This is a genomic window from uncultured Kluyvera sp. (assembly GCF_902485085.1).
In the GTDB taxonomy this organism is placed as follows: domain Bacteria; phylum Pseudomonadota; class Gammaproteobacteria; order Enterobacterales; family Enterobacteriaceae; genus Kluyvera; species Kluyvera ascorbata.
Genome location: NZ_CABTJS010000002.1, coordinates 46,834 through 64,722, shown reverse-complemented (window position 1 = coordinate 64,722; position 17,889 = coordinate 46,834). Strand labels below are relative to the sequence as shown.

General features: G+C 55.9%; 15 protein-coding genes and 1 tRNA gene. 6 read left to right on the top strand and 10 right to left on the bottom strand.

The window, feature by feature from the left end; all coding sequences use genetic code 11:
* Nucleotides 1–3: 3 nt before the first annotated feature.
* The 3 genes from RDN66_RS00315 to RDN66_RS00305 all read right to left on the bottom strand — a co-directional run bounded on the left by RDN66_RS00315 (nt 4) and on the right by RDN66_RS00305 (nt 2,156).
* Nucleotides 4–80: transfer RNA gene (locus RDN66_RS00315), tRNA-Pro, on the bottom strand.
* 75 nt (nt 81–155) lie between these two features.
* On the bottom strand, nt 156–1,910 hold the full coding sequence (yejM, locus tag RDN66_RS00310) for an LPS biosynthesis-modulating metalloenzyme YejM (protein ID WP_202217565.1): 1,755 nt from the start codon (nt 1,908–1,910) through the stop codon (nt 156–158).
* A gap of 18 nt (nt 1,911–1,928) precedes the next feature.
* Entirely contained in the window at nt 1,929–2,156 is a 228-nt protein-coding gene (locus RDN66_RS00305) for a YejL family protein (protein WP_035892650.1), read from the bottom strand.
* Nucleotides 2,157–2,339: 183 nt separating this feature from the next.
* On the opposite strand from RDN66_RS00305, the gene yejK reads away from it, so the two are divergent.
* Nucleotides 2,340–3,347 carry a nucleoid-associated protein YejK gene (gene yejK, locus RDN66_RS00300; RefSeq protein ID WP_308537439.1) on the top strand — a complete coding sequence of 336 codons (1,008 nt, stop codon included), beginning with the start codon at nt 2,340–2,342 and terminating at the stop codon, nt 3,345–3,347.
* A gap of 281 nt (nt 3,348–3,628) precedes the next feature.
* Nucleotides 3,629–5,593 (top strand): glycosyl hydrolase family 28 protein, encoded by a 1,965-nt coding sequence (locus RDN66_RS00295; RefSeq protein WP_202217567.1) that lies wholly within the window; start codon nt 3,629–3,631, stop codon nt 5,591–5,593.
* Between the two features lie 52 nt (nt 5,594–5,645).
* Here the strand turns inward: RDN66_RS00295 and rplY are convergent, their stop codons facing one another.
* The gene (gene rplY, locus RDN66_RS00290) at nt 5,646–5,930 is read right to left on the bottom strand and encodes a 50S ribosomal protein L25 (RefSeq protein WP_202217568.1); all 285 of its coding nucleotides are present in this window, start codon (nt 5,928–5,930) and stop codon (nt 5,646–5,648) included.
* 125 nt (nt 5,931–6,055) lie between these two features.
* A complete protein-coding gene (locus RDN66_RS00285) occupies nt 6,056–7,015 on the bottom strand; it encodes a DUF523 and DUF1722 domain-containing protein (RefSeq protein WP_202217569.1) in 960 nt (319 codons plus the stop codon).
* A gap of 113 nt (nt 7,016–7,128) precedes the next feature.
* Here RDN66_RS00285 and RDN66_RS00280 point away from each other — a divergent pair, with 113 nt between their 5' ends.
* On the top strand, nt 7,129–7,662 hold the full coding sequence (locus RDN66_RS00280) for a lipocalin family protein (RefSeq protein WP_035892656.1): 534 nt from the start codon (nt 7,129–7,131) through the stop codon (nt 7,660–7,662).
* On the opposite strand, the gene RDN66_RS00275 is transcribed toward RDN66_RS00280, so the two are convergent.
* Nucleotides 7,659–9,416, bottom strand: a complete 1,758-nt coding sequence (locus tag RDN66_RS00275; protein ID WP_202217570.1) for a DEAD/DEAH box helicase — start codon at nt 9,414–9,416, stop codon at nt 7,659–7,661. The two genes, RDN66_RS00280 and RDN66_RS00275, sit on opposite strands and share 4 nt — an antisense overlap.
* 215 nt (nt 9,417–9,631) lie before the next feature.
* Between RDN66_RS00275 and rsuA the strand changes: the two genes are divergently transcribed.
* The 3 genes from rsuA to RDN66_RS00260 all read left to right on the top strand — a co-directional run bounded on the left by rsuA (nt 9,632) and on the right by RDN66_RS00260 (nt 12,290).
* A complete protein-coding gene (rsuA, locus tag RDN66_RS00270) occupies nt 9,632–10,339 on the top strand; it encodes a 16S rRNA pseudouridine(516) synthase RsuA (RefSeq protein ID WP_202217571.1) in 708 nt (235 codons plus the stop codon).
* A gap of 19 nt (nt 10,340–10,358) precedes the next feature.
* Entirely contained in the window at nt 10,359–11,561 is a 1,203-nt protein-coding gene (locus RDN66_RS00265) for a Bcr/CflA family multidrug efflux MFS transporter (RefSeq protein WP_123652092.1), read from the top strand.
* A gap of 387 nt (nt 11,562–11,948) precedes the next feature.
* Nucleotides 11,949–12,290, top strand: a complete 342-nt coding sequence (locus RDN66_RS00260) for a YejG family protein (protein WP_035892661.1) — start codon at nt 11,949–11,951, stop codon at nt 12,288–12,290.
* A 3-nt stretch (nt 12,291–12,293) separates the two neighbouring features.
* On the opposite strand, the gene yejF is transcribed toward RDN66_RS00260, so the two are convergent.
* The 4 genes from yejF to RDN66_RS00240 are packed head-to-tail and all read right to left on the bottom strand — an operon-like array spanning nt 12,294 to nt 17,795.
* Entirely contained in the window at nt 12,294–13,883 is a 1,590-nt protein-coding gene (gene yejF / locus RDN66_RS00255; protein ID WP_308537438.1) for a microcin C ABC transporter ATP-binding protein YejF, read from the bottom strand.
* A gap of 1 nt (nt 13,884) precedes the next feature.
* On the bottom strand, nt 13,885–14,907 hold the full coding sequence (locus RDN66_RS00250) for a microcin C ABC transporter permease (RefSeq protein WP_202217574.1): 1,023 nt from the start codon (nt 14,905–14,907) through the stop codon (nt 13,885–13,887).
* A 2-nt stretch (nt 14,908–14,909) separates the two neighbouring features.
* Nucleotides 14,910–15,995 (bottom strand): microcin C ABC transporter permease YejB, encoded by a 1,086-nt coding sequence (locus RDN66_RS00245; protein ID WP_035892665.1) that lies wholly within the window; start codon nt 15,993–15,995, stop codon nt 14,910–14,912.
* Nucleotides 15,996–16,004: 9 nt separating this feature from the next.
* Entirely contained in the window at nt 16,005–17,795 is a 1,791-nt protein-coding gene (locus RDN66_RS00240; RefSeq protein ID WP_374043967.1) for an extracellular solute-binding protein, read from the bottom strand.
* Between the last annotated feature and the right edge of the window lie 94 nt (nt 17,796–17,889).

Here is a 17,889-nt window from a genome sequence, read left to right as displayed (position 1 = left end):
TTTTGGTCGGCACGAGAGGATTTGAACCTCCGACCCCCGACACCCCATGACGGTGCGCTACCAGGCTGCGCTACGTGCCGACGCATGACAAAAATAGTACCGCTTTTATCCCCGATTGCAAGTCAGGGTTTATCAATTGATTTAAAATTAATCAATCAGTTAGCGATAAAGCGTTTTTCATCCGTCAGCACCTGCAGTAGCAAACTGAGCTGGGCTTTTTGATCCCGTTCCTTCTCGCCAGCCGCGTTCCAGGTTTTATAGTGACCGTTATGACTGAGCACTACGGTTATCGACGGCGTGGTGATAGCCAGCGTATCGTTATCTGCCGACGTCACCCAGTTATGGCGGCGCGTGGCGCTGAACAGATCCTGACCCTGCGAGTATTCGTTGGCTGGTGTGCTGACGTGCAGCAGTCGTTGCATCAGGGTGGTCATAATATCTTTATGATCGGTCAGCAGGTCGATGCGCTGAGCAGGGGTCCCCGGCCAGTGGATAACCAGCGGTACCTGGAGCTGGGCGCGTGACCAGTTAAAGGAACTGTTCTCGTCGCTAAGCGGCACGCCGTGGCCAGCGGTAATAATTACCACGGTGTCATCAAGCTTGCCGGAGTTGCGTAGCGCGTCCAGTACTTTCGCTATTTGGGAATCCACATCCGCCGCTGCCCGTGCATATTGACGGTCGTTGGCCTGCGCGTTGTTGATAGTAGTTCCGTTAAACGACACCCAAGAGAACCAGCGGTTTTCGTCCTGAGCATTGTTTTTGAGCCAGTTAGTCCACTGGTTTGCCGTCTGGGCATCGTTCTGCGATTTGCCCGGTGGCAGTGAGAAATCTGACAACAGCGCCTGGCGGTAAATCGGGCTGGTAAAACCATCAGAAGAGAACAGCCCCAGCTGGTAGCCTTGCTGGTTGAGCGCGCTAATCAACGCGGCCGGAATTCGCGCCGACAGGACGCCATCCATATAGGACGGCGAAATGCCGTAGAACAGGCCAAAGATGCCGTTATCGGCAGTGTTACCCGCACTCATATGCTGCGTAAAGTTGACGTTCTCGCCCGCAAAGCGCGCCAGCGACGGCATCTGTTGTTCGAAGCGTGAATAGTTCAGGCCATCTACGGTTATCAGCAGGACGTTTTTACCGACGCCCATATCCCGATAGCGCAAATCGCTGAGCGGATACTGGACGGTCACGGCTTCCGGGTCGCCTTGTTCTACCAGACGACGCTGGTAATCCTGCGCGTCAAGCAAACCGTGTTTCTCAAGGAAGCGACGAGCAGTCATTGGATACGATAGCGGCAGGTTGGCGCGCTGCATGGTCACCGGACGATAGAAGTTCGCATCGGCCCAGATGTACATCACGTGTGAAGCGATAAACGACGCAAAGAAGAACCAGGCAACCGGGCGAGCATAGTGACGGCGGCGCGTCAGGCTACGCAGCTTCTGCCAGCTCCAGGTGGCAAACAGCATCTCGACCAGCAGAATAACCGGCACGCTGATAAACATCAGCTGCCAGTCGCGCGCGGTCTCGTTTTGATCGGGGTTGATAACCAGCTCCCACACCACCGGGTTAAGGTGCAGGTGGAAGCGGGTAAAGACCTCGCTGTCGATAAGCAGCAGCGTCATGCCAGCCGTCGCCAGAATGGCGGACAGGAAGCGCATCAGGCGCTGGGACATGACGATAAAGGTCAGCGGGAACAGAATCAGCAGATAGGCAGAGAACACCAGAAAGCTAAAATGCCCGACAAGGCTGATATAGGAGAAAACGCGTCCAGTCAGCGTTGTCGGCCAGTCGGCGACAAACAGATAGCGGCTACCGAGCACCATGGCCAACAGCATGTTGAACAGGGCGAACCAGTGCCCCCAGCTAACCATCTGGGAGACTTTTTCTCGGTAAGGCTGACGATGTGTCACCATAAACTGTTGCTTGTACCCTTAGTGCGCAGGATCGCTGTTAATAGAAGACTGAAGCGCCTGGGCAAAAGAACGCGCGATAGCCTGGCGTTGAGCCGGAGCCACGCTGCTGTTAATCAGGTTGGTTACCATATTGCCCAGCACCATCAACGAAAGGTCGGTTGGGGCTTTATGTTCTTCCAGCACGTTGGCGAGCTCGCTCAGCAGCTTTTCAACGTGTTCATCACTATAGCGGGATTGTTGTGGCATAAATCGAAATCTGTCTATTCATTAAAGGGCAGTATATTACCGTAGCAGCAGCATTTTTTCCGCTTTTTTTCAGCGTAACGCGTTATCCTTTCGCCATTATGCTGCCGCGAGGGCGGTAATGTGTGAGTTGCACTGTCGCATCGGGGGTGGTTGAATACACCCGATCTTAAAGGAGAGTTTAACATGAGTCTGGATATCGACCAGATTGCTTTGCATCAGCTCATCAAACGCGATGAGCAAAACCTGGATGTGGTCCTGCGCGACACGCTGCTGGAGCCGACTGCACCGGTTGAAGAAATGATGGCCGAGCTGCATCGGGTGTACAGCGCGAAGAACAAAGCCTACGGCCTGTTTACCGAAGAGAGCGAACTGGCGCAGGCGTTAAAGCTGCAGCGTCAGGGCGAAGAGGATTTCCTCGCCTTCAGCCGTGCGGCCACCGGTCGTCTGCGCGACGAGCTGGCGAAATATCCGTTTGCCGATGGCGGCATTGTGCTGTTCTGTCACTATCGCTACCTGGCGGTGGAATACCTGCTGGTGGCGGTGCTGAATAACCTCAGCAGCATGCGCGTCAACGAAGAGCTGGATATCAGCGCGACCCATTATCTCGACATCAACCATGCCGATATTGTCGCGCGTATCGATTTGACCGAGTGGGAAACTAACCCGGAATCGACCCGTTACCTGACCTTCCTGAAAGGGCGAGTTGGGCGCAAGGTTGCTGATTTCTTCATGGACTTCCTCTGCGCGAGCGAAGGCCTGAACGCGAAGGTGCAAAACCGTGGCCTGCTGCAGGCGCTGGACGATTTTGCCGCCGAAGCGCAGCTCGACAAAAACGAGCGTCAGAACGTGCGTCAGCAGGTTTACTCCTACTGCAACGAACAGTTGCAAGCCGGTGAAGAGATTGAGCTGGAATCGCTGTCGAAAGAACTGTCTGGCGTGAGCGAGGTGAGCTTCAGCGAATTTACCGCAGAAAAAGGCTACGAGCTGGAAGATAGCTTCCCGGCGGATCGCAGCACGCTGCGTCAGCTGACGAAGTTTGCCGGTAGCGGCGGTGGGTTAACCATTAACTTCGATGCCATGCTGCTCGGTGAGCGCATTTACTGGGATCCGGCGACCGACACGCTGACTATCAAAGGCACGCCGCCAAACCTGCGTGACCAGCTTCAGCGCCGGACTTCCGGCAAAAGCTAAAGCCATCCCCCTTCAAGCCCGCTCATCCCCGAGCGGGCTTTGTCTATCCGTATTACCGCCAGTTTTGAGTGACACTCCTCTCATTTTCTGTATCGATGTTTTTTCATCCAGGTTAAAACTTGAGCTGACTCTCAGTTAATACCTAATGAAATAAATGAAAATACGTTTCATTTTAAATGCAAAAATATTTTGATTTTATAAATGGAGAGCCATCCTTACTCAGGAGGGCTCAAGGACGCGGCAGCTGGGTGCCGCGAATTACCGAGAGGAATAATAAAAAGATGCACAATACCTTCAGACACTCCCGACTGGCGCTGGCAACCACAATGATGCTCGTGGGCGTATTAAGCGGCTGTGACGATAGCCAGGCTGCTCAGGCGAAGGCGTCAGCGGCGCCACAAAACGTCCAGTCGCCGGTGCTCTCCGTTGACGATGACAGCGTGGTGCTGGTGTGGGAAAAACCGCTTCAGGAGGCGGACAAGGTGGTGGACTATCATGTCTATCGCGACGGTGAGCTGCTGGGCAGCGCGCGCGACAATCAGGACAAATTTTCCCCCGCTAAACCTTATATCGATAACTTCTACCAGACGCTGGATAACGACCATTGGCAGCAGAAGGTTGATTTGCGAAGCTTCACCGTCGACGGGTTGAAAGCCGATACCGACTATCAGTTTACCGTCCGCGCGGTCTATTCGGACGGTAACGAGTCCGATGATAGCGCGCCGATTTCCCTGCGTACCACCAGGGTACCGCACGTGGTGGATGCCAAAGCGGCAGGTGCCGTCGGCGACGGGACAACGCTTGATACCGCCGCGCTGCAAAAAGCGATTGATAGCTGTACGCTGGCGCAGTATCCGCAAGGCTGCAAAGTGAGCGTGCGCGGCGGCGTGTTTAAAACCGGCGCGCTGTTTTTACACAGCGATATGACGCTGGAGATTGCTGAAGATGCGACGCTGCTGGGCTCGGATGACCCGGCGCAGTACCCGATGGACAAAGGCTATTTTCTTTACCCCTATACTGATAATCCGCTGCCGAAGCGCCCACCGTCGTTGATTAACGCGCTGGAAGCGAACGATAAGGGTAACTCTCACGCCGGTACTTTCCGTAATATTCGCATTGTGGGTAAAGGGACCATCGACGGTAATGGCTGGACGCGGGGCGTGAAGCACGGCGGGGCAGAATCTATCGTTGATGAAGCCGGTAATGCGCTGCCGCAGTACCGCGCCAGCAACGCCAATAAGGTGGGCGAAGACGGTATTCTGGCGAAGCATCAGACCGAGCTGGCGGTATCTGAAGGGATGAACCGCGACAGCGCCTACAAAAACCGCCGTTCCAGCCTGATGACGCTGCGCGGCGTCAGCAATCTTTATATCGAAGGGCTGACCATCCTCAACCCGGCATTTCACGGGATCATGGTGCTGGAGTCGGAAAACATCGCGCTGAATGCGCTTAGCCACAAGACTTTTGACGGCAATAACGCCGATGGTATTGAGCTGGGTAATAGCCAGAATGCCCTTGTCTTCAATAACTTCTTTGATACCGGCGACGACGGGATGAACTTTGCCGCAGGCTATGGCAAGGGCGTAGAAACCTTTGGGCAGAAACCGCAGAGCGGGGCGTGGATCTTCAATAACTACTTCCGCAAGGGGCACGGTGCCGTGGTGACCGGCAGCCATACCGGCGCCTGGATCGAGAAAGTTAAAGCGGAAGATAACGTTATGTATCTGACCGATATCGGTCTGCGGATGAAAAGTCGCCCGTATTACGGCGGCGGCGCGCGTGATGTTGTGTTCCGCAATAACGCGATGAAAGATCTGGCGAAAGAGCCGTTTATCTTCACCATCAAGTACAGCGCTGACGTTAACGACACCACCCCAGCCACCGAGCCTGCTCAATTCCGCAATGTGACCGTCGAGAACGTCACCGTTGACGGCACGGCGGCGAAGAAAAGCATTCTGGTGGATGGCATGACGGTGCAGGAGATGACGGCGGCATACGGCATTACCTACCCGCGCGATGCCTATCATCAGAATCTGGCGTTCAGCAATGTGAAGTTTCGCAACGTGCAGGCGAGCAAAATCACCTTCCTGCATGACAGTCAGTTTACGCACGTCACGTTTGACAACACGGAGCACGCCTGGAATTTTGCGCAGGTGAGCGGTATTACGCTTTCAGACAGCGCGAATAACGAAGTGATAACGGCGGCAGGGAAGGAGACGGTGGTGCGGGAGGCGGCGAAGCAGTAAAAAAAACGGCTCCGTAAGGAGCCGTTTTTTCGTCACGAAGACTTGTCGGCGATTAAGCGCGAACGAAGTCGATGTGAGCCAGTTTTGGCTTGAACGGGTGACGCTGCACCGCCTGAGCCTTAACTTTTTCTTCTTTACCATCAACAACGATGGTCAGAACTTCGCTGTAGAATTCAGCGTTGTTCTGCAGGTTCCACAGCTTGTCGTGATCCAGTTCGATAGCAACCGGAGCTGCTTCGCCACCATAAATGATAGCTGGGAACTTGTTAGCTGCGCGCAGGCGGCGGCTCGCACCCTTACCCTGCTCTTTACGTGCTTCTGCATTAATAGTAAACATTGATAGCTCTCTTAATTAATCCTGCTACAGGCGACCCAGCAGCAGGCAAATGATCTGCTTCACGGATGTGAAAGCGGGCGGCATTATAGCCGCCTATTGCCTTACGGGCAATGAAAACCTCACCTTCAGTTGGCCGTTAAGCGCAGCCGCAGACTGTCCGGATACGGCGAAAAATAACGTTGCGTCAGCAGGTAATCATCCGGGTGCTCGGCCAGGTAGTGCTTCAACAGCGTCAGCGGCGCGAGAATGGGCAGGTGCCCGGCGTGATAGTTGACGATAACGTCGCGAAGCTCCGCACGCTGGCGGTCGTTGAGCTGTTTACGGAAATAGCCCTGAATATGCATCAGCACGTTGGTGTGATTTTTACGTGAAGCAGGGTGGCGCAGAATTGCCATCAGCTTGTCGCGGTAGGCGACAAAAAAGGCCTCCAGGTCCTGCCATTCATGCAGATGAGCGATAAACGGACCAATTTCACGATAGCCCGGCTGGTTATGAGCCAGCAGATGCAGCTTATAGCGGCTATGAAAGGCCAGCAGGGCCTGACGAGTTAATCCCTCGTCCCGCAGCGTATTTAGCTCGTGCAGCGCAAATATCCGCGCTACAAAGTTTTCACGCAGCACCGGGTCGTGTAACCGGCCATCTTCTTCCACTGGCAGCCACGGGTAGCGCGCCTGTAGCGCTGCGGTAAACAGGCCAACGCCTTCCTTCGCGCCGCGATTACCGCGCTCATCGTACAGCCGTACCCGTTCCATCCCGCAGCTTGGGGATTTTGAACAGACAATAAAACCGGCGAAGTGCGCCGCGCCAGGCAGCACCTCCTCGGCAAAATGGTGCATCTTATCGGTGAGGTCGTTATCCAGGTCCTGGCTCATGCGCACGCGGGTATCGCCATTGGCGGTCTTAACCAGGCGCAGCGCAGGGCGCGGCGTAGGCAGGCCAATGCCCATTTCCGGGCAGACGGGTTTGAATGTCACCCAGTCGGCGAGCTCATCCATAATAAATCCCATCCGCTTATGCCCGCCGTCAAAGCGAACGGCAGCACCGGTCAGGCAGCCGCTGATGCCGAGTATCGGTTTGTCGTTCATATTATTGTCCTGTTTGTCGTGGGCCATAGTTCAAGCATAGGTTCTCCCGCTTCTGACCGCGTAGGTTTTTATCCTCTACACTTAACCCATTATTGTCAAAAGGGAGATGTCGCATGAAGCTATGGCCCGTTGTCACCGGTGTCGCTATTTCTCTGGCTCTGGTAGCCTGCCGTTCACCGACGCCGCCAAAAGGGGTGACGCCAATTAGCCACTTTGATGCCAGTCGCTATCTGGGAAAATGGTATGAAATCGCCCGTCTGGATAACCGCTTTGAACGCGGTCTGGAGCAGGTGACCGCGACCTATGGCAAACGCAAGGATGGCGGTATCAGCGTGTTGAACCGCGGGTTTGACCCGGTGCGAGGCGAGTGGAAAGAGAGCGAAGGGAAGGCGTACTTCACCGGCGAGCAGAACGTTGCCGCGCTGAAGGTCTCCTTCTTTGGCCCTTTCTACGGCGGCTATAACGTCATTGCGTTGGATGATGACTACCAGTACGCGCTGGTCAGTGGACCGAACCGCGACTACCTGTGGATTTTATCGCGCACGCCAACGCTGCCGCCGCAGGTACAGCAAAACTATCTGACCATCGCCCGCGGGCTTGGGTTTGCCGTCGACGACTTGCTGTGGGTGAAGCAGACGCGCGGCTAGCGTAGCTCGTTAGCCCGGCGGTAGCGGCCCTCATAGTCGAACACTTTTTCGCGCACCTGCCAGTAGACGCCTTTCTTACGGGCAACGACAAAATCCGGTGCGCGGAGCAGCGCCTGTTGAGCGATAATATCGCCCGGCGTTATCCAGCGCAGCGGTACGCCAGGCGTGCGGGTATGTGGGCGGATAAACAGCTGCTCGAACGCCGTTTTCTGCGCGGGCGTGTGCAGACGGAAGCGCTCACTTACGTCTGCGCCGTCTTCGTCGTAATAGGTGATTTTGAGCCAGCCGCCTTTTTCGTCCATGCCGTCCTGTAACACCATGCCGCTACAGCGCAACACCAGCGCGTCTTTGAGCTTCAGCGCCGCTTTAAGCATATCGTCGGGGTCAACCAGCACCGTGTCGCACTCCCGACAGCGGCGGGCGGCGATATCATTTTCGGCATTACACTGCGGGCAGTTTTTAAAGCGGAAGCGGTAGTCGCACTGCTCGCGATGGCCTTCATCATCCTCCAGCCAGCCCTGACAGCGTCGGCCAAAGTGCTCAATGATGGTGCCGTCGGTGGTGGTTTTCCCCCAGAAGGTATTGGCAAATCCGCAGCCGGGGCAGAAGACCTGCACCGGCACGTTATCGCTCTTGCCTTTTGGCGAACCCACTTCCGGCGTGTAGAGGTCGTGCGGGTTTCCGGCGTAGTCGAGAATAAGACAGTCCGTTTTCCCCGGCGCCAGACGCAGGCCGCGGCCCACAATTTGTTGATACAGGCTGATGGACTCCGTCGGGCGCAGAATCGCAATCAGGTCGACGTGCGGGGCATCGAAACCGGTGGTCAGGACGGCGACGTTAACCAGATAACGGAACTGCTGATTTTTAAAGGCCTCAATCAGTTCATCGCGCTGTGGGCCGGGGGTTTCACCGGTAATCAGCGCGGCGTCATCGGCGGGTAGCAGGCCGGTAATTTCACGGGCGTGCTCGACGGTGGCGGCAAAAATCATCACCCCTTTGCGCGTCTGCGCGAACTCCTCAATCTGGCTGATGATATGCGGCGTAATACGCTGTTGCTGCTTGAGTTCACGGTTGAGGTCAGACTCACTAAATAACCCGTTGCTGTTGGCCTGCAGGCGGCTGAAATCGTACTGCACCACGGGCATATCCAGCCGTTCTGGCGGCGTCAGGTAGCCGTGCTTAATCATGTAGCGCAGCGGTAACTCATAGATGCAGTCGCGGAACAGCGCTTTCTCGTCGCCGCGCACCATGCCGTGGTAGTGGAACTGGTAAATCCAGCCTTTGCCCAGACGGAAGGGCGTGGCCGTGAGGCCAAGTAGGCGGATGTGAGGGTTCACTTTTCCCAGATGAGTGAGGATTTGCTGGTACTGGCTGTCGTCGTCATCGCTGATGCGGTGGCACTCATCAACAATCAGCAACGAAAACTCGCCCTGGAAATGGTCAAGATTCCGCGCCACAGACTGTACGCTGCCGAAGACCACCTTGCCGTGGCTCTCTTTACGCTTCAGCCCGGCAGCATAAATATCGGCCTCCAGCCCCAGCGCGCAGTATTTCGCGTGGTTCTGGGCAACCAGCTCTTTGACGTGCGCCAGCACCAGCACGCTACCACGCGCCAGCCGTGCCAGCTCGGCGATAACCAGGCTTTTCCCGGCGCCGGTGGGCAAAACGATCACCGCAGGTTGGGTATGACGACGGAAGTAGGTCAGGGTCGCGTCAACCGCTTCCTGCTGATAGGGGCGAAGTGTAAAAGTCATTGGCGTGATGATTGTCCTTAATAGCCAAATAGTATGCCATGAATCTTTTCACTTGAGTGGGATAACAAGCCCGTTATACTTACAGATTGTTATACTCGTCGTCTTTCCCGTTATCGGTGTTTTTTGCCCGATGGCTGGATATCCAACGAGTCGATTACCCCATTTTTCGGACGTTTCGTCCGGCACCCGGCACTATTACAGGCTAAAAATACTTCATGCGACTTGATAAGTTTATCGCTCAGCAACTCGGCGTCAGCCGTGCTATTGCCGGGCGTTTGATCCGCGGCCACCACGTGACCATCGATGACGAAGTGGTGCGTGACACCGCATTTAAACTGCTACCAGAACACGCCGTAGCCTACGAAGGCAACACGCTGACCCAGCAGAATGGCCCGCGTTATTTCATGCTGAACAAGCCGCAGGGTTATGTTTGCTCCACCGAAGACCCGGATCACCCAACGGTGCTCTATTTTCTGGATGAGCCCGTGGCCTATAAGCTGCATGCCGCAGGGCGTTTAGACATTGATACCACCGGTCTGGTGCTGATGACCGATGATGGTCAGTGGTCTCACCGCATCACCTCACCGCGCCATCATTGCGAAAAAACCTACCTGGTGACGCTGGAAAACCCGCTGAGTGCAGACACTGCTGAACAGTTCGCAAAAGGCGTACAGCTGCACAACGAGAAAGATCTCACCAAGCCTGCCGTGCTGGAACAGATTACGCCGACCGAAGTGCGTCTGACCATCAGCGAAGGCCGTTATCATCAGGTGAAACGCATGTTTGCCGCCGTGGGTAACCGCGTGGTTGGGCTGCATCGCGAACGCATCGGTGAGATTGCGCTCGACCCTACACTGGAACCGGGCGAATACCGTCCGTTAACGGAAGAAGAAATTGCCAGCGTTGGCGCGCCTGAGCGCTAACCAATAACCGAGGTAGATTGTGACGTCCAGGCCGCGCTCGTCGTTAAAAATTGTGTTTATTCTTGGCCTCCTGGCCATGTTAATGCCGTTATCGATCGATATGTACCTTCCGGCGCTGCCGGTCATTTCGGAACAGTTTGGCGTGCCGGCAGGCAGCGCGCAGATGACCCTGAGCACCTATATTCTGGGGTTTGCGCTGGGTCAGCTGTTGTATGGTCCGATGGCGGATAGCCTCGGACGTAAGCCGGTTATTCTGGGCGGAACGCTTATCTTTGCGGCGGCGGCGGTGGCCTGTGCCCTGGCGCCGACCATCGATTATTTGATTGTCACGCGTTTCTTCCACGGCCTGGCGGCTGCGGCGGCAAGCGTGGTTATCAACGCTCTGATGCGCGATATCTACCCAAAGGAAGAGTTCTCCCGCATGATGTCGTTTGTCATGCTGGTGACCACCATTGCCCCATTGGTGGCGCCGATGGTGGGTGGCGCGGTGTTGGTCTGGTTTAGCTGGCACGCGATCTTCTGGATCCTGGCGGCAGCGGCGCTGCTTGCTTCAGCCGCGATCTGCTTCTTTATTGATGAAACGCTGCCGGTAGAAAAACGTCAGCCGTTTCGTCTGAGCACCACGCTTGGCAATTTTGCGTCGCTGTTTCGTCACAAGCGTGTGCTTTCTTACATGCTGGCCAGCGGTTTCAGCTTTGCCGCGATGTTCTCGTTCCTGAGCGCCGGTCCGTTTGTGTACATCGAGCTTAACCACGTGTCGCCGCAGCACTTCGGTTATTACTTCGCGCTGAACATTGTGTTCCTCTTTATTACCACCACCATTAACAGCCGCTTTGTCCGTCGAGTCGGGGCGCTGTGGATGTTCCGTGCCGGGCTGACGGTGCAGTTTGTCATGGCAATCTGGATGGTGGTTTGCGCGCTATTGGACGTTGGCTTCTGGTCGCTGGTGCTGGGCATTGCGGTGTTTGTTGGCTGCGTGTCGATGGTGTCTTCTAATGCGATGGCGGTGATCCTCGACGAGTTCCCGCACATGGCGGGGACAGCATCTTCGCTGGCAGGGACGTTCCGCTTCGGCATCGGAGCCATTATTGGCGCGCTGTTGTCGTTTGCGACCTTTACCACCGCTTGGCCGATGCTGATTTCCATCGCGTTCTGCGCGACCTGCTCAATGCTCTTCTACCTCTACGCCAGTAGACCCCGCAAAACCGTACGCAGAATATAATGCGGTAGGCCGGATGGCGCTGCGCCAATCCGGCCTACTACCCACTATTCATCCGCGTAAAAACGCGCACTAATCATCCTTTCGGAGGGCGAAATGCGCGCCTTTGTTGATACACATCAACAGAAATTGCATTCCTGATAGGGCGCAATGTTTCTTTTATGTAAAATCCATTTATGTAAATAGTCACATTGTTGTAGATAAAAAGGTTGCGTTAGATCACAGATACGGGTACATATAGCGCGAAAACGCATCAGTGCACCGAACTATGTCGTAAGAAGAATGTTGAATGATGGCGTTTTTTTTCTGGATGCAGGACGATTTGTCAACAATGTGTTAATATGGATGTGAAATAATTGTGAAGCAGTTGCTTCCGGGGAAAAGAACGTAATGACATTACAGCTATCTATCGTACATCGACTGCCGCAGGACTATCGTTGGTCTGCGGGTTTTGCAGGTTCGAAAGTTGAACCGATTCCGCAAAATGATGCGTCCAGCGACAATACGCTGGTGGCGCTCAAATTGCTGAGCCCGGACGGCGATAGCGCCTGGCCGGTGATGCATTCCCTTAGCCAGGCGTTAACCGATATCTCCGTTGATTGCTCGGTGCTTGAGTGCGAAGGGGAGCCGTGCCTGTTTGTGAAACGTCAGGACGAGTTTGCAGCGACCTGTCGCCTGAAAAATTTTGGCGTTGCTATCGCCGAGCCGTTTTCAGGTAACAACCCATTCTAATCGTCAGCTCAGAGCAATGAGCTGACGCGTGTATTCCTGCTGCGGTGCTGAAAAGACGCGCCTGCATTCTCCCTGCTCGACCACTTCTCCCTGACGTAATACCATCACCTGGTGGCACAACGAACGCACAACGTGCAGATCGTGGCTGATAAAGATATAGGTCAGCTGATGCTTTTCCTGTAATGCTTTAAGCAGCGTCAGAATTTGCGCCTGAACGGTGCGGTCGAGCGAAGACGTGGGTTCGTCCAGCACGATGAGTTCAGGCTGTAGGATGAGCGCCCGCGCGATAGCGATACGCTGCCGCTGGCCGCCGGAAAAGGCTGACGGGTAGCGCTGTCGGGTTTCGGGATCGAGTCCCACTTCACTCATCGCGTCAATCACCTTCTGTTCGCGTTCCGCAGCGTTCAGCGAAGGGTGATGTACCCGCAACCCTTCTTCGATAATTTGCTGTGCGGTCAGCCGTGGGTTGAGCGACGAGTTGGGATCCTGGAATACCACCTGGATGCGATGACGCAGCGGCAGCATCTGCTGACGGCTACGCCCCTGAATCACCTCGCCGGCAAAGCGAATATCGCCCTCAGAGCCGATAAGGCGCAGCAGCGCCAGCCCGGTAGTGCTCTTACCGGAACCGGATTCACCGACCAATCCCAGCGTTTCGCCTTTGCGCAGCGTAAAGCTCAGACTGTTAACCACCTTATTGTGGCTGACGACCCGCCGCAGAATGCCCTTGCGGATAGGAAACGCGACGCTGAGCTGGTTGACCTCAAGCAACGGCACGGCGTCCGGCGGCAAAGGCACCGGGTCGCCTGCGGGCTCGCTGTCCAGCAGTTTACGGGTGTAAGGATGCTGCGGTGCGGCGAAAAGCGCGGTGGCGTTGTTCTGCTCTACGCAGCGTCCCTGCTGCATGACCGCCACCCGGTCGGCCAGCTTGCGAACGATACTGAGGTTATGGGTGATAAACAGCAGCCCCATATTGAGTTCGGTACGCAGCTCTCGCAGCAGCTGCAGGATTTGCGCCTGCACCGACACATCGAGCGCCGTGGTGGGCTCATCGGCAATCAAGAGCTCCGGGCGAGTCAGTAGCGCCATGGCGATCATCACGCGCTGGCGCTCGCCGCCAGAGAGCTGATGCGGATAGTCAGCCAGCCGTTTAGCCGCGTTGCGAATGCCCACGCGGTCCAGACAGTCGAGGATCTCCCCGCGCGCGGCCTCTTTACGCATTCCCCGGTGCAAGGAGAGCACTTCATAAAGTTGCTTTTCCAGATTATGCAGCGGGTTCAGCGACACCATGGGCTCCTGGAAAATCATCGCAATGCGGTTTCCGCGCACGCTGCGCAGCGTCTGCGGGCTGGCGTGCAGCAATGATTCCCCGGCAAAGCGGATATCGCCGGTAGGGTAGCTGACCGGCGGCTCTGGAAGCAGGCGAAGAATCGACAGTGCCGAAACGCTTTTCCCCGAACCGGACTCTCCAACCAGCGCCAGCGTCTCACCGGCATTCAGTGACAGCGATAGCCCATCAACGACGGTGGTAGTGACGCCCTGCTGGTGAAAGGCAATAGAGAGGTTGTCGATTTCCAGAAGTGGTTTCTGCATCTTATACCGCCTTAGAAGGGTCGAAGGCGTCGCGCACCGCCTCACCGATGAAAATCAGCAGTGAGAGCAGCACGGCGACGCAGAGAAACGCGGCGATCCCAAGCCAGGGGGCCTGCAGGTTGTTCTTGCCCTGTAGCAGCAGTTCACCGAGCGACGGCGAGCCCAGCGGCAGACCAAAGCCCAGGAAGTCGAGAGAGGTGAGGGTGGTAATCGAACTGCACAGAATAAACGGAATAAAGGTCAGCGTCGCCACCATCGCGTTGGGCAGCATATGGCGCAGGATAATACTGCGGTCGCCCACGCCAAGCGCCTGCGCAGCGCGAATATAGTCGTAGTTACGGGTACGTAAGAATTCAGCGCGTACTACGCCAACCAGCGACATCCAACCGAACAGCACGGTAATCGCCAGCAGCCACCAGAAATTAGGCTGTACGACGCTTGAAAGCAGGATAATCAAAAACAGCGTTGGCATGCCCGACCACACTTCGATAAAGCGCTGGCCCCAGAGATCGATACGCCCGCCGTAGTAGCCTTGGACCGCGCCGACAATAACGCCCATCACGCTGGAACAGATGGTCAGGATCAGACCGAAGAGCAGCGAGATGCGGGTGCCATAGAGAATACGCGCCAGCACGTCACGACCATTAGCATCGGTGCCGAGCCAGTTTTGCCGCGACGGCGGGGAAGGGAAGGGGACATCGGTGCTGAAGTTAATGCTGCTGGCACCGAAGCGAATAGGGGTCCACAGCACCCAGCCGGTTTTTTCCAGCCGCTGCTGAAGCCACGGATCCTGATAATCCGCGGCGGTAGCGAATTCTCCGCCGAAGGTTTTTTCGCTGTAGTTTTTGACCACCGGAACATACAGGCTGCCCTGGTAGCTCACCAGCAGCGGGCGGTCGTTGGCGATAAGCTCTGCGCCCAGGCTACAGATAAAAATAACCAGGAAAATCCACAGCGACCAGTAGCCGCGACGGTTGTGGCAAAAACGTGCCCAGCGGGCTTGATTGACGGCGTTTAGCGTCATCGTTAGCGGCCCTCAAAATCAATGCGTGGGTCTACCAGCGTGTAGCTGATATCGCTGACGATGTTCATCAGCAGGCCAATCAGGGTGAAAATATAAAGCGTGCCGAACATCACCGGGTAGTCGCGCGACACGGTCGCTTCGTAGCCGAGCAGCCCCAGACCGTTCAGCGAGAACATCACCTCGATAAGCAGCGAGCCGGTAAAGAACATGCTGATAAACGTGGCGGGGAAGCCCGCTATCACCAGCAGCATGGCGTTACGAAAGATATGCTTCCAGAGGATCTGTTTTTCCCCCACCCCTTTTGCTCGTGCGGTGACCACGTACTGCTTGCGGATTTCATCGAGAAACGAGTTTTTGGTCAGCATGGTCAGCGCGGCAAAACCGCCGATGACCGTGGCCAGCACCGGCAGGGTGATATGCCAAAGGTAATCGGTGATTTTCTGGTACCACGGCAGGGTGTCAAAGTTGGCAGACACCAGCCCGCGCAGTGGGAAGATGTCGTAATAGCTGCCGCCAGCGAAGAAGACGATGAGCACGATCGCGAACAGAAATGCCGGGATGGCATAGCCAATAATAATGCCCGTGCTGCTCCAGATATCAAAACGGCTGCCGTTGTACACCGCTTTGCGAATGCCCAGCGGAATCGAAACCAGATAGATAATTAACGTACTCCAGAGCCCCAGCGTAATAGAAACGGGAAGGCTCTCTTTCATGAGCTGCATGACTGAGGCGTTGCGAAACAAGCTATTGCCAAAATCAAAGCGCAGATAGTCGCCCAGCATTTTGAAATAGCGCTCGTGCAGCGGTTTATCGAAGCCGTAGCGATGGGTGATCTCGGCGATGACCTCAGGGTCAAGCCCGCGTCCGCCGCGATACTGACTTTCCGCAATATTGCCCACGCCCGCGCGCGCCTGCGTGCGCTCCATACCGCCGCCGGGTAATCCCCCCTGATGGCCGAACTCAACCGCCGCAATAGCCTGGTCAACCGGGCCGCCTGGCGCTATCTGCACGATAAAAAAGTTGAGCGTGATAATGGCCCACAGCGTGGGGATGATAAGCAGTAGTCGACGAATCAGATAGGCGCCCATGTTCTCTCCTTAGCGTCGGGAAGCGGGTAACTTCGCCGCTTTGTTCACGTTGTACCACCATGTGTCGAAGCCGGGCGCGTCCGTGCCGGAGGCATAAAGCGGGTGTACGCTGGGGTAGGAAAACTTATCCCAATAGGCCGTTCGGCTGCCGGACATATACCACATCGGCAGCATGTAATAGTTCCAGGTAAGCACCCGGTCGAGGGCGCGTCCTAGCGGCAGCAGTTTCTGCTTGTTACCCTGCCAGCGGATTATCTGGTTAATCAGGCTGTCGATGGCCGGACTAGCCACGCCGGGCGAGTTGTAGGAGGAGTTAATGTATTCTGATGACCAGGATATTTGCAGGTCTGAGCTTGGCCACGGCATTGCCCGCCACAGGCGCGGCATCATGTCATAGTCGCGCTTACGCATGCGATTGGTAATCTGTGAAATATCGACCTGACGGATATCCATTGTCACGCCCAGACGCTGTAGATTGCGCTGGAAGGGCATTACCCACTGATCGTTACCGCCAGAGGGGAGTAGCAGCTCAAAGCGCAGCGGCTGGCCGGTTTTCGCATTCACCCGCTGCTGGCCCTTCAGCACCCAGCCGGCATCGGTAAGCAGATTGCCCGCTTTCAACAGGTTGTCGCGGTCAAAACCGTGGCCGTCAGAAGTGGTGGGTTGATAAATCGAGGTAAAGACTTCTGGCGGCAGCTCGCTTTTTAGCGGTGCCAGCAGCGTCAGCTCATCGGCGTCAGGATAGCCGCGTGCGGCGTATTCGGTATTCTGGAAATAGCTGTTAGCACGGCTGTAGGCGTTGTAAAACAGTGCCTTGTTCATCCATTCAAAATCAAAGGCCATGCTGACCGCCTCCCGCACCCGTCGGTCTGTAAAGACCGGACGCTGGATGTTAAAGGCCAGCCAGCGCGTGTCCTGCGCGGCATTGTTCTTCTGTTCATCCTTAACGATATAGCCGCTGGCGAAGTTTTTGCCGATATAGCGCGTGGCCCAGTTTTTGGCGCTGCTCTCGGTGCGCACGTCGTAAGCTCCGGCTTTGAAAGCTTCAAAGGCCACGTTGTCGTCGAGGTAGTAGTCGTAGCGAATGGTGTCGAAATTCCAACGTCCACGGTTTACCGGCAGGTCTGCGCCCCAGTAATCTTTGACGCGCTGGTAGACGATGTATTGCCCCATACGCCAGTCGCTGATGCGATAAGGGCCACTGGCCAGCGGTGGCGTGCTGAGCGGCTCGCTAAGGTTATGATCCTTCCAGAACTTCTCCGGCAAGATAGGCAAAGTAAAGAGGCTCAGCATATCCTCTTTACCCGGCTTCGCGAGTTCAATGCGCACCGTCAGCGGGGCGATAGCCTTTACGGTCGTGCCTTTATAGACCAGACGAAACTGCGGCACGCCTTCGGTCATAAACTTATTGAAGGTGAAGGCGACATCGCGGGCGGTAATCGGGCTGCCGTCGTGAAAACGGGCGCGTGGGTTGATGGTGAGCTCTACCCAGGAGTAGTCGTCGGCATAGCGTGCCCGGTCGGCAACGAGCGGGTAGTAGCTGCCCGGTTCGTCATCGGAAGTGGTGAACAAAGCGTCATACAGAGAATCGGTGCGAACGGCCGCATTTCCCCGCAGCGCAAAGCGGTTAAAGTTATCGAAGGTGCCAAGCGCGGCAAGCGTGACGCTACCGCCTTTTGGTGCCGCAGGGTTGACGTAGTCAAAATGGTTGAAATCGACGGCGTATTTGGGCTCACCGATAACCGCAAAGGCGTAGCTCTCTTTGATGGTCTGTGCCTGCAACGACAGGCTGAACAGCATCAGCAGGGGCAAAAAGACGCGCGCTACGATCACGATAAGGCTACCCCGCATGGAAAAGTATTGATTGAAAACGGCTTTTATCCCTGAATCTTAA

What these genes read in the sequence shown, in the direction of transcription:
- yejM (WP_202217565.1), bottom strand. Translation starts at nt 1,910, where the DNA reads ATGGTGACACATCGTCAGCCTTACCGAGAAAAAGTCTCCCAGATGGTT.
- RDN66_RS00305 (WP_035892650.1), bottom strand. Translation starts at nt 2,156, where the DNA reads ATGCCACAACAATCCCGCTATAGTGATGAACACGTTGAAAAGCTGCTG.
- yejK (WP_308537439.1), top strand. Translation starts at nt 2,340, where the DNA reads ATGAGTCTGGATATCGACCAGATTGCTTTGCATCAGCTCATCAAACGC.
- RDN66_RS00295 (WP_202217567.1), top strand. Translation starts at nt 3,629, where the DNA reads ATGCACAATACCTTCAGACACTCCCGACTGGCGCTGGCAACCACAATG.
- rplY (WP_202217568.1), bottom strand. Translation starts at nt 5,930, where the DNA reads ATGTTTACTATTAATGCAGAAGCACGTAAAGAGCAGGGTAAGGGTGCG.
- RDN66_RS00285 (WP_202217569.1), bottom strand. Translation starts at nt 7,015, where the DNA reads ATGAACGACAAACCGATACTCGGCATCAGCGGCTGCCTGACCGGTGCT.
- RDN66_RS00280 (WP_035892656.1), top strand. Translation starts at nt 7,129, where the DNA reads ATGAAGCTATGGCCCGTTGTCACCGGTGTCGCTATTTCTCTGGCTCTG.
- RDN66_RS00275 (WP_202217570.1), bottom strand. Translation starts at nt 9,416, where the DNA reads ATGACTTTTACACTTCGCCCCTATCAGCAGGAAGCGGTTGACGCGACC.
- rsuA (WP_202217571.1), top strand. Translation starts at nt 9,632, where the DNA reads ATGCGACTTGATAAGTTTATCGCTCAGCAACTCGGCGTCAGCCGTGCT.
- RDN66_RS00260 (WP_035892661.1), top strand. Translation starts at nt 11,949, where the DNA reads ATGACATTACAGCTATCTATCGTACATCGACTGCCGCAGGACTATCGT.
- yejF (WP_308537438.1), bottom strand. Translation starts at nt 13,883, where the DNA reads ATGCAGAAACCACTTCTGGAAATCGACAACCTCTCTATTGCCTTTCAC.
- RDN66_RS00250 (WP_202217574.1), bottom strand. Translation starts at nt 14,907, where the DNA reads ATGACGCTAAACGCCGTCAATCAAGCCCGCTGGGCACGTTTTTGCCAC.
- RDN66_RS00245 (WP_035892665.1), bottom strand. Translation starts at nt 15,995, where the DNA reads ATGGGCGCCTATCTGATTCGTCGACTACTGCTTATCATCCCCACGCTG.
- RDN66_RS00240 (WP_374043967.1), bottom strand. Translation starts at nt 17,795, where the DNA reads ATGCTGTTCAGCCTGTCGTTGCAGGCACAGACCATCAAAGAGAGCTAC.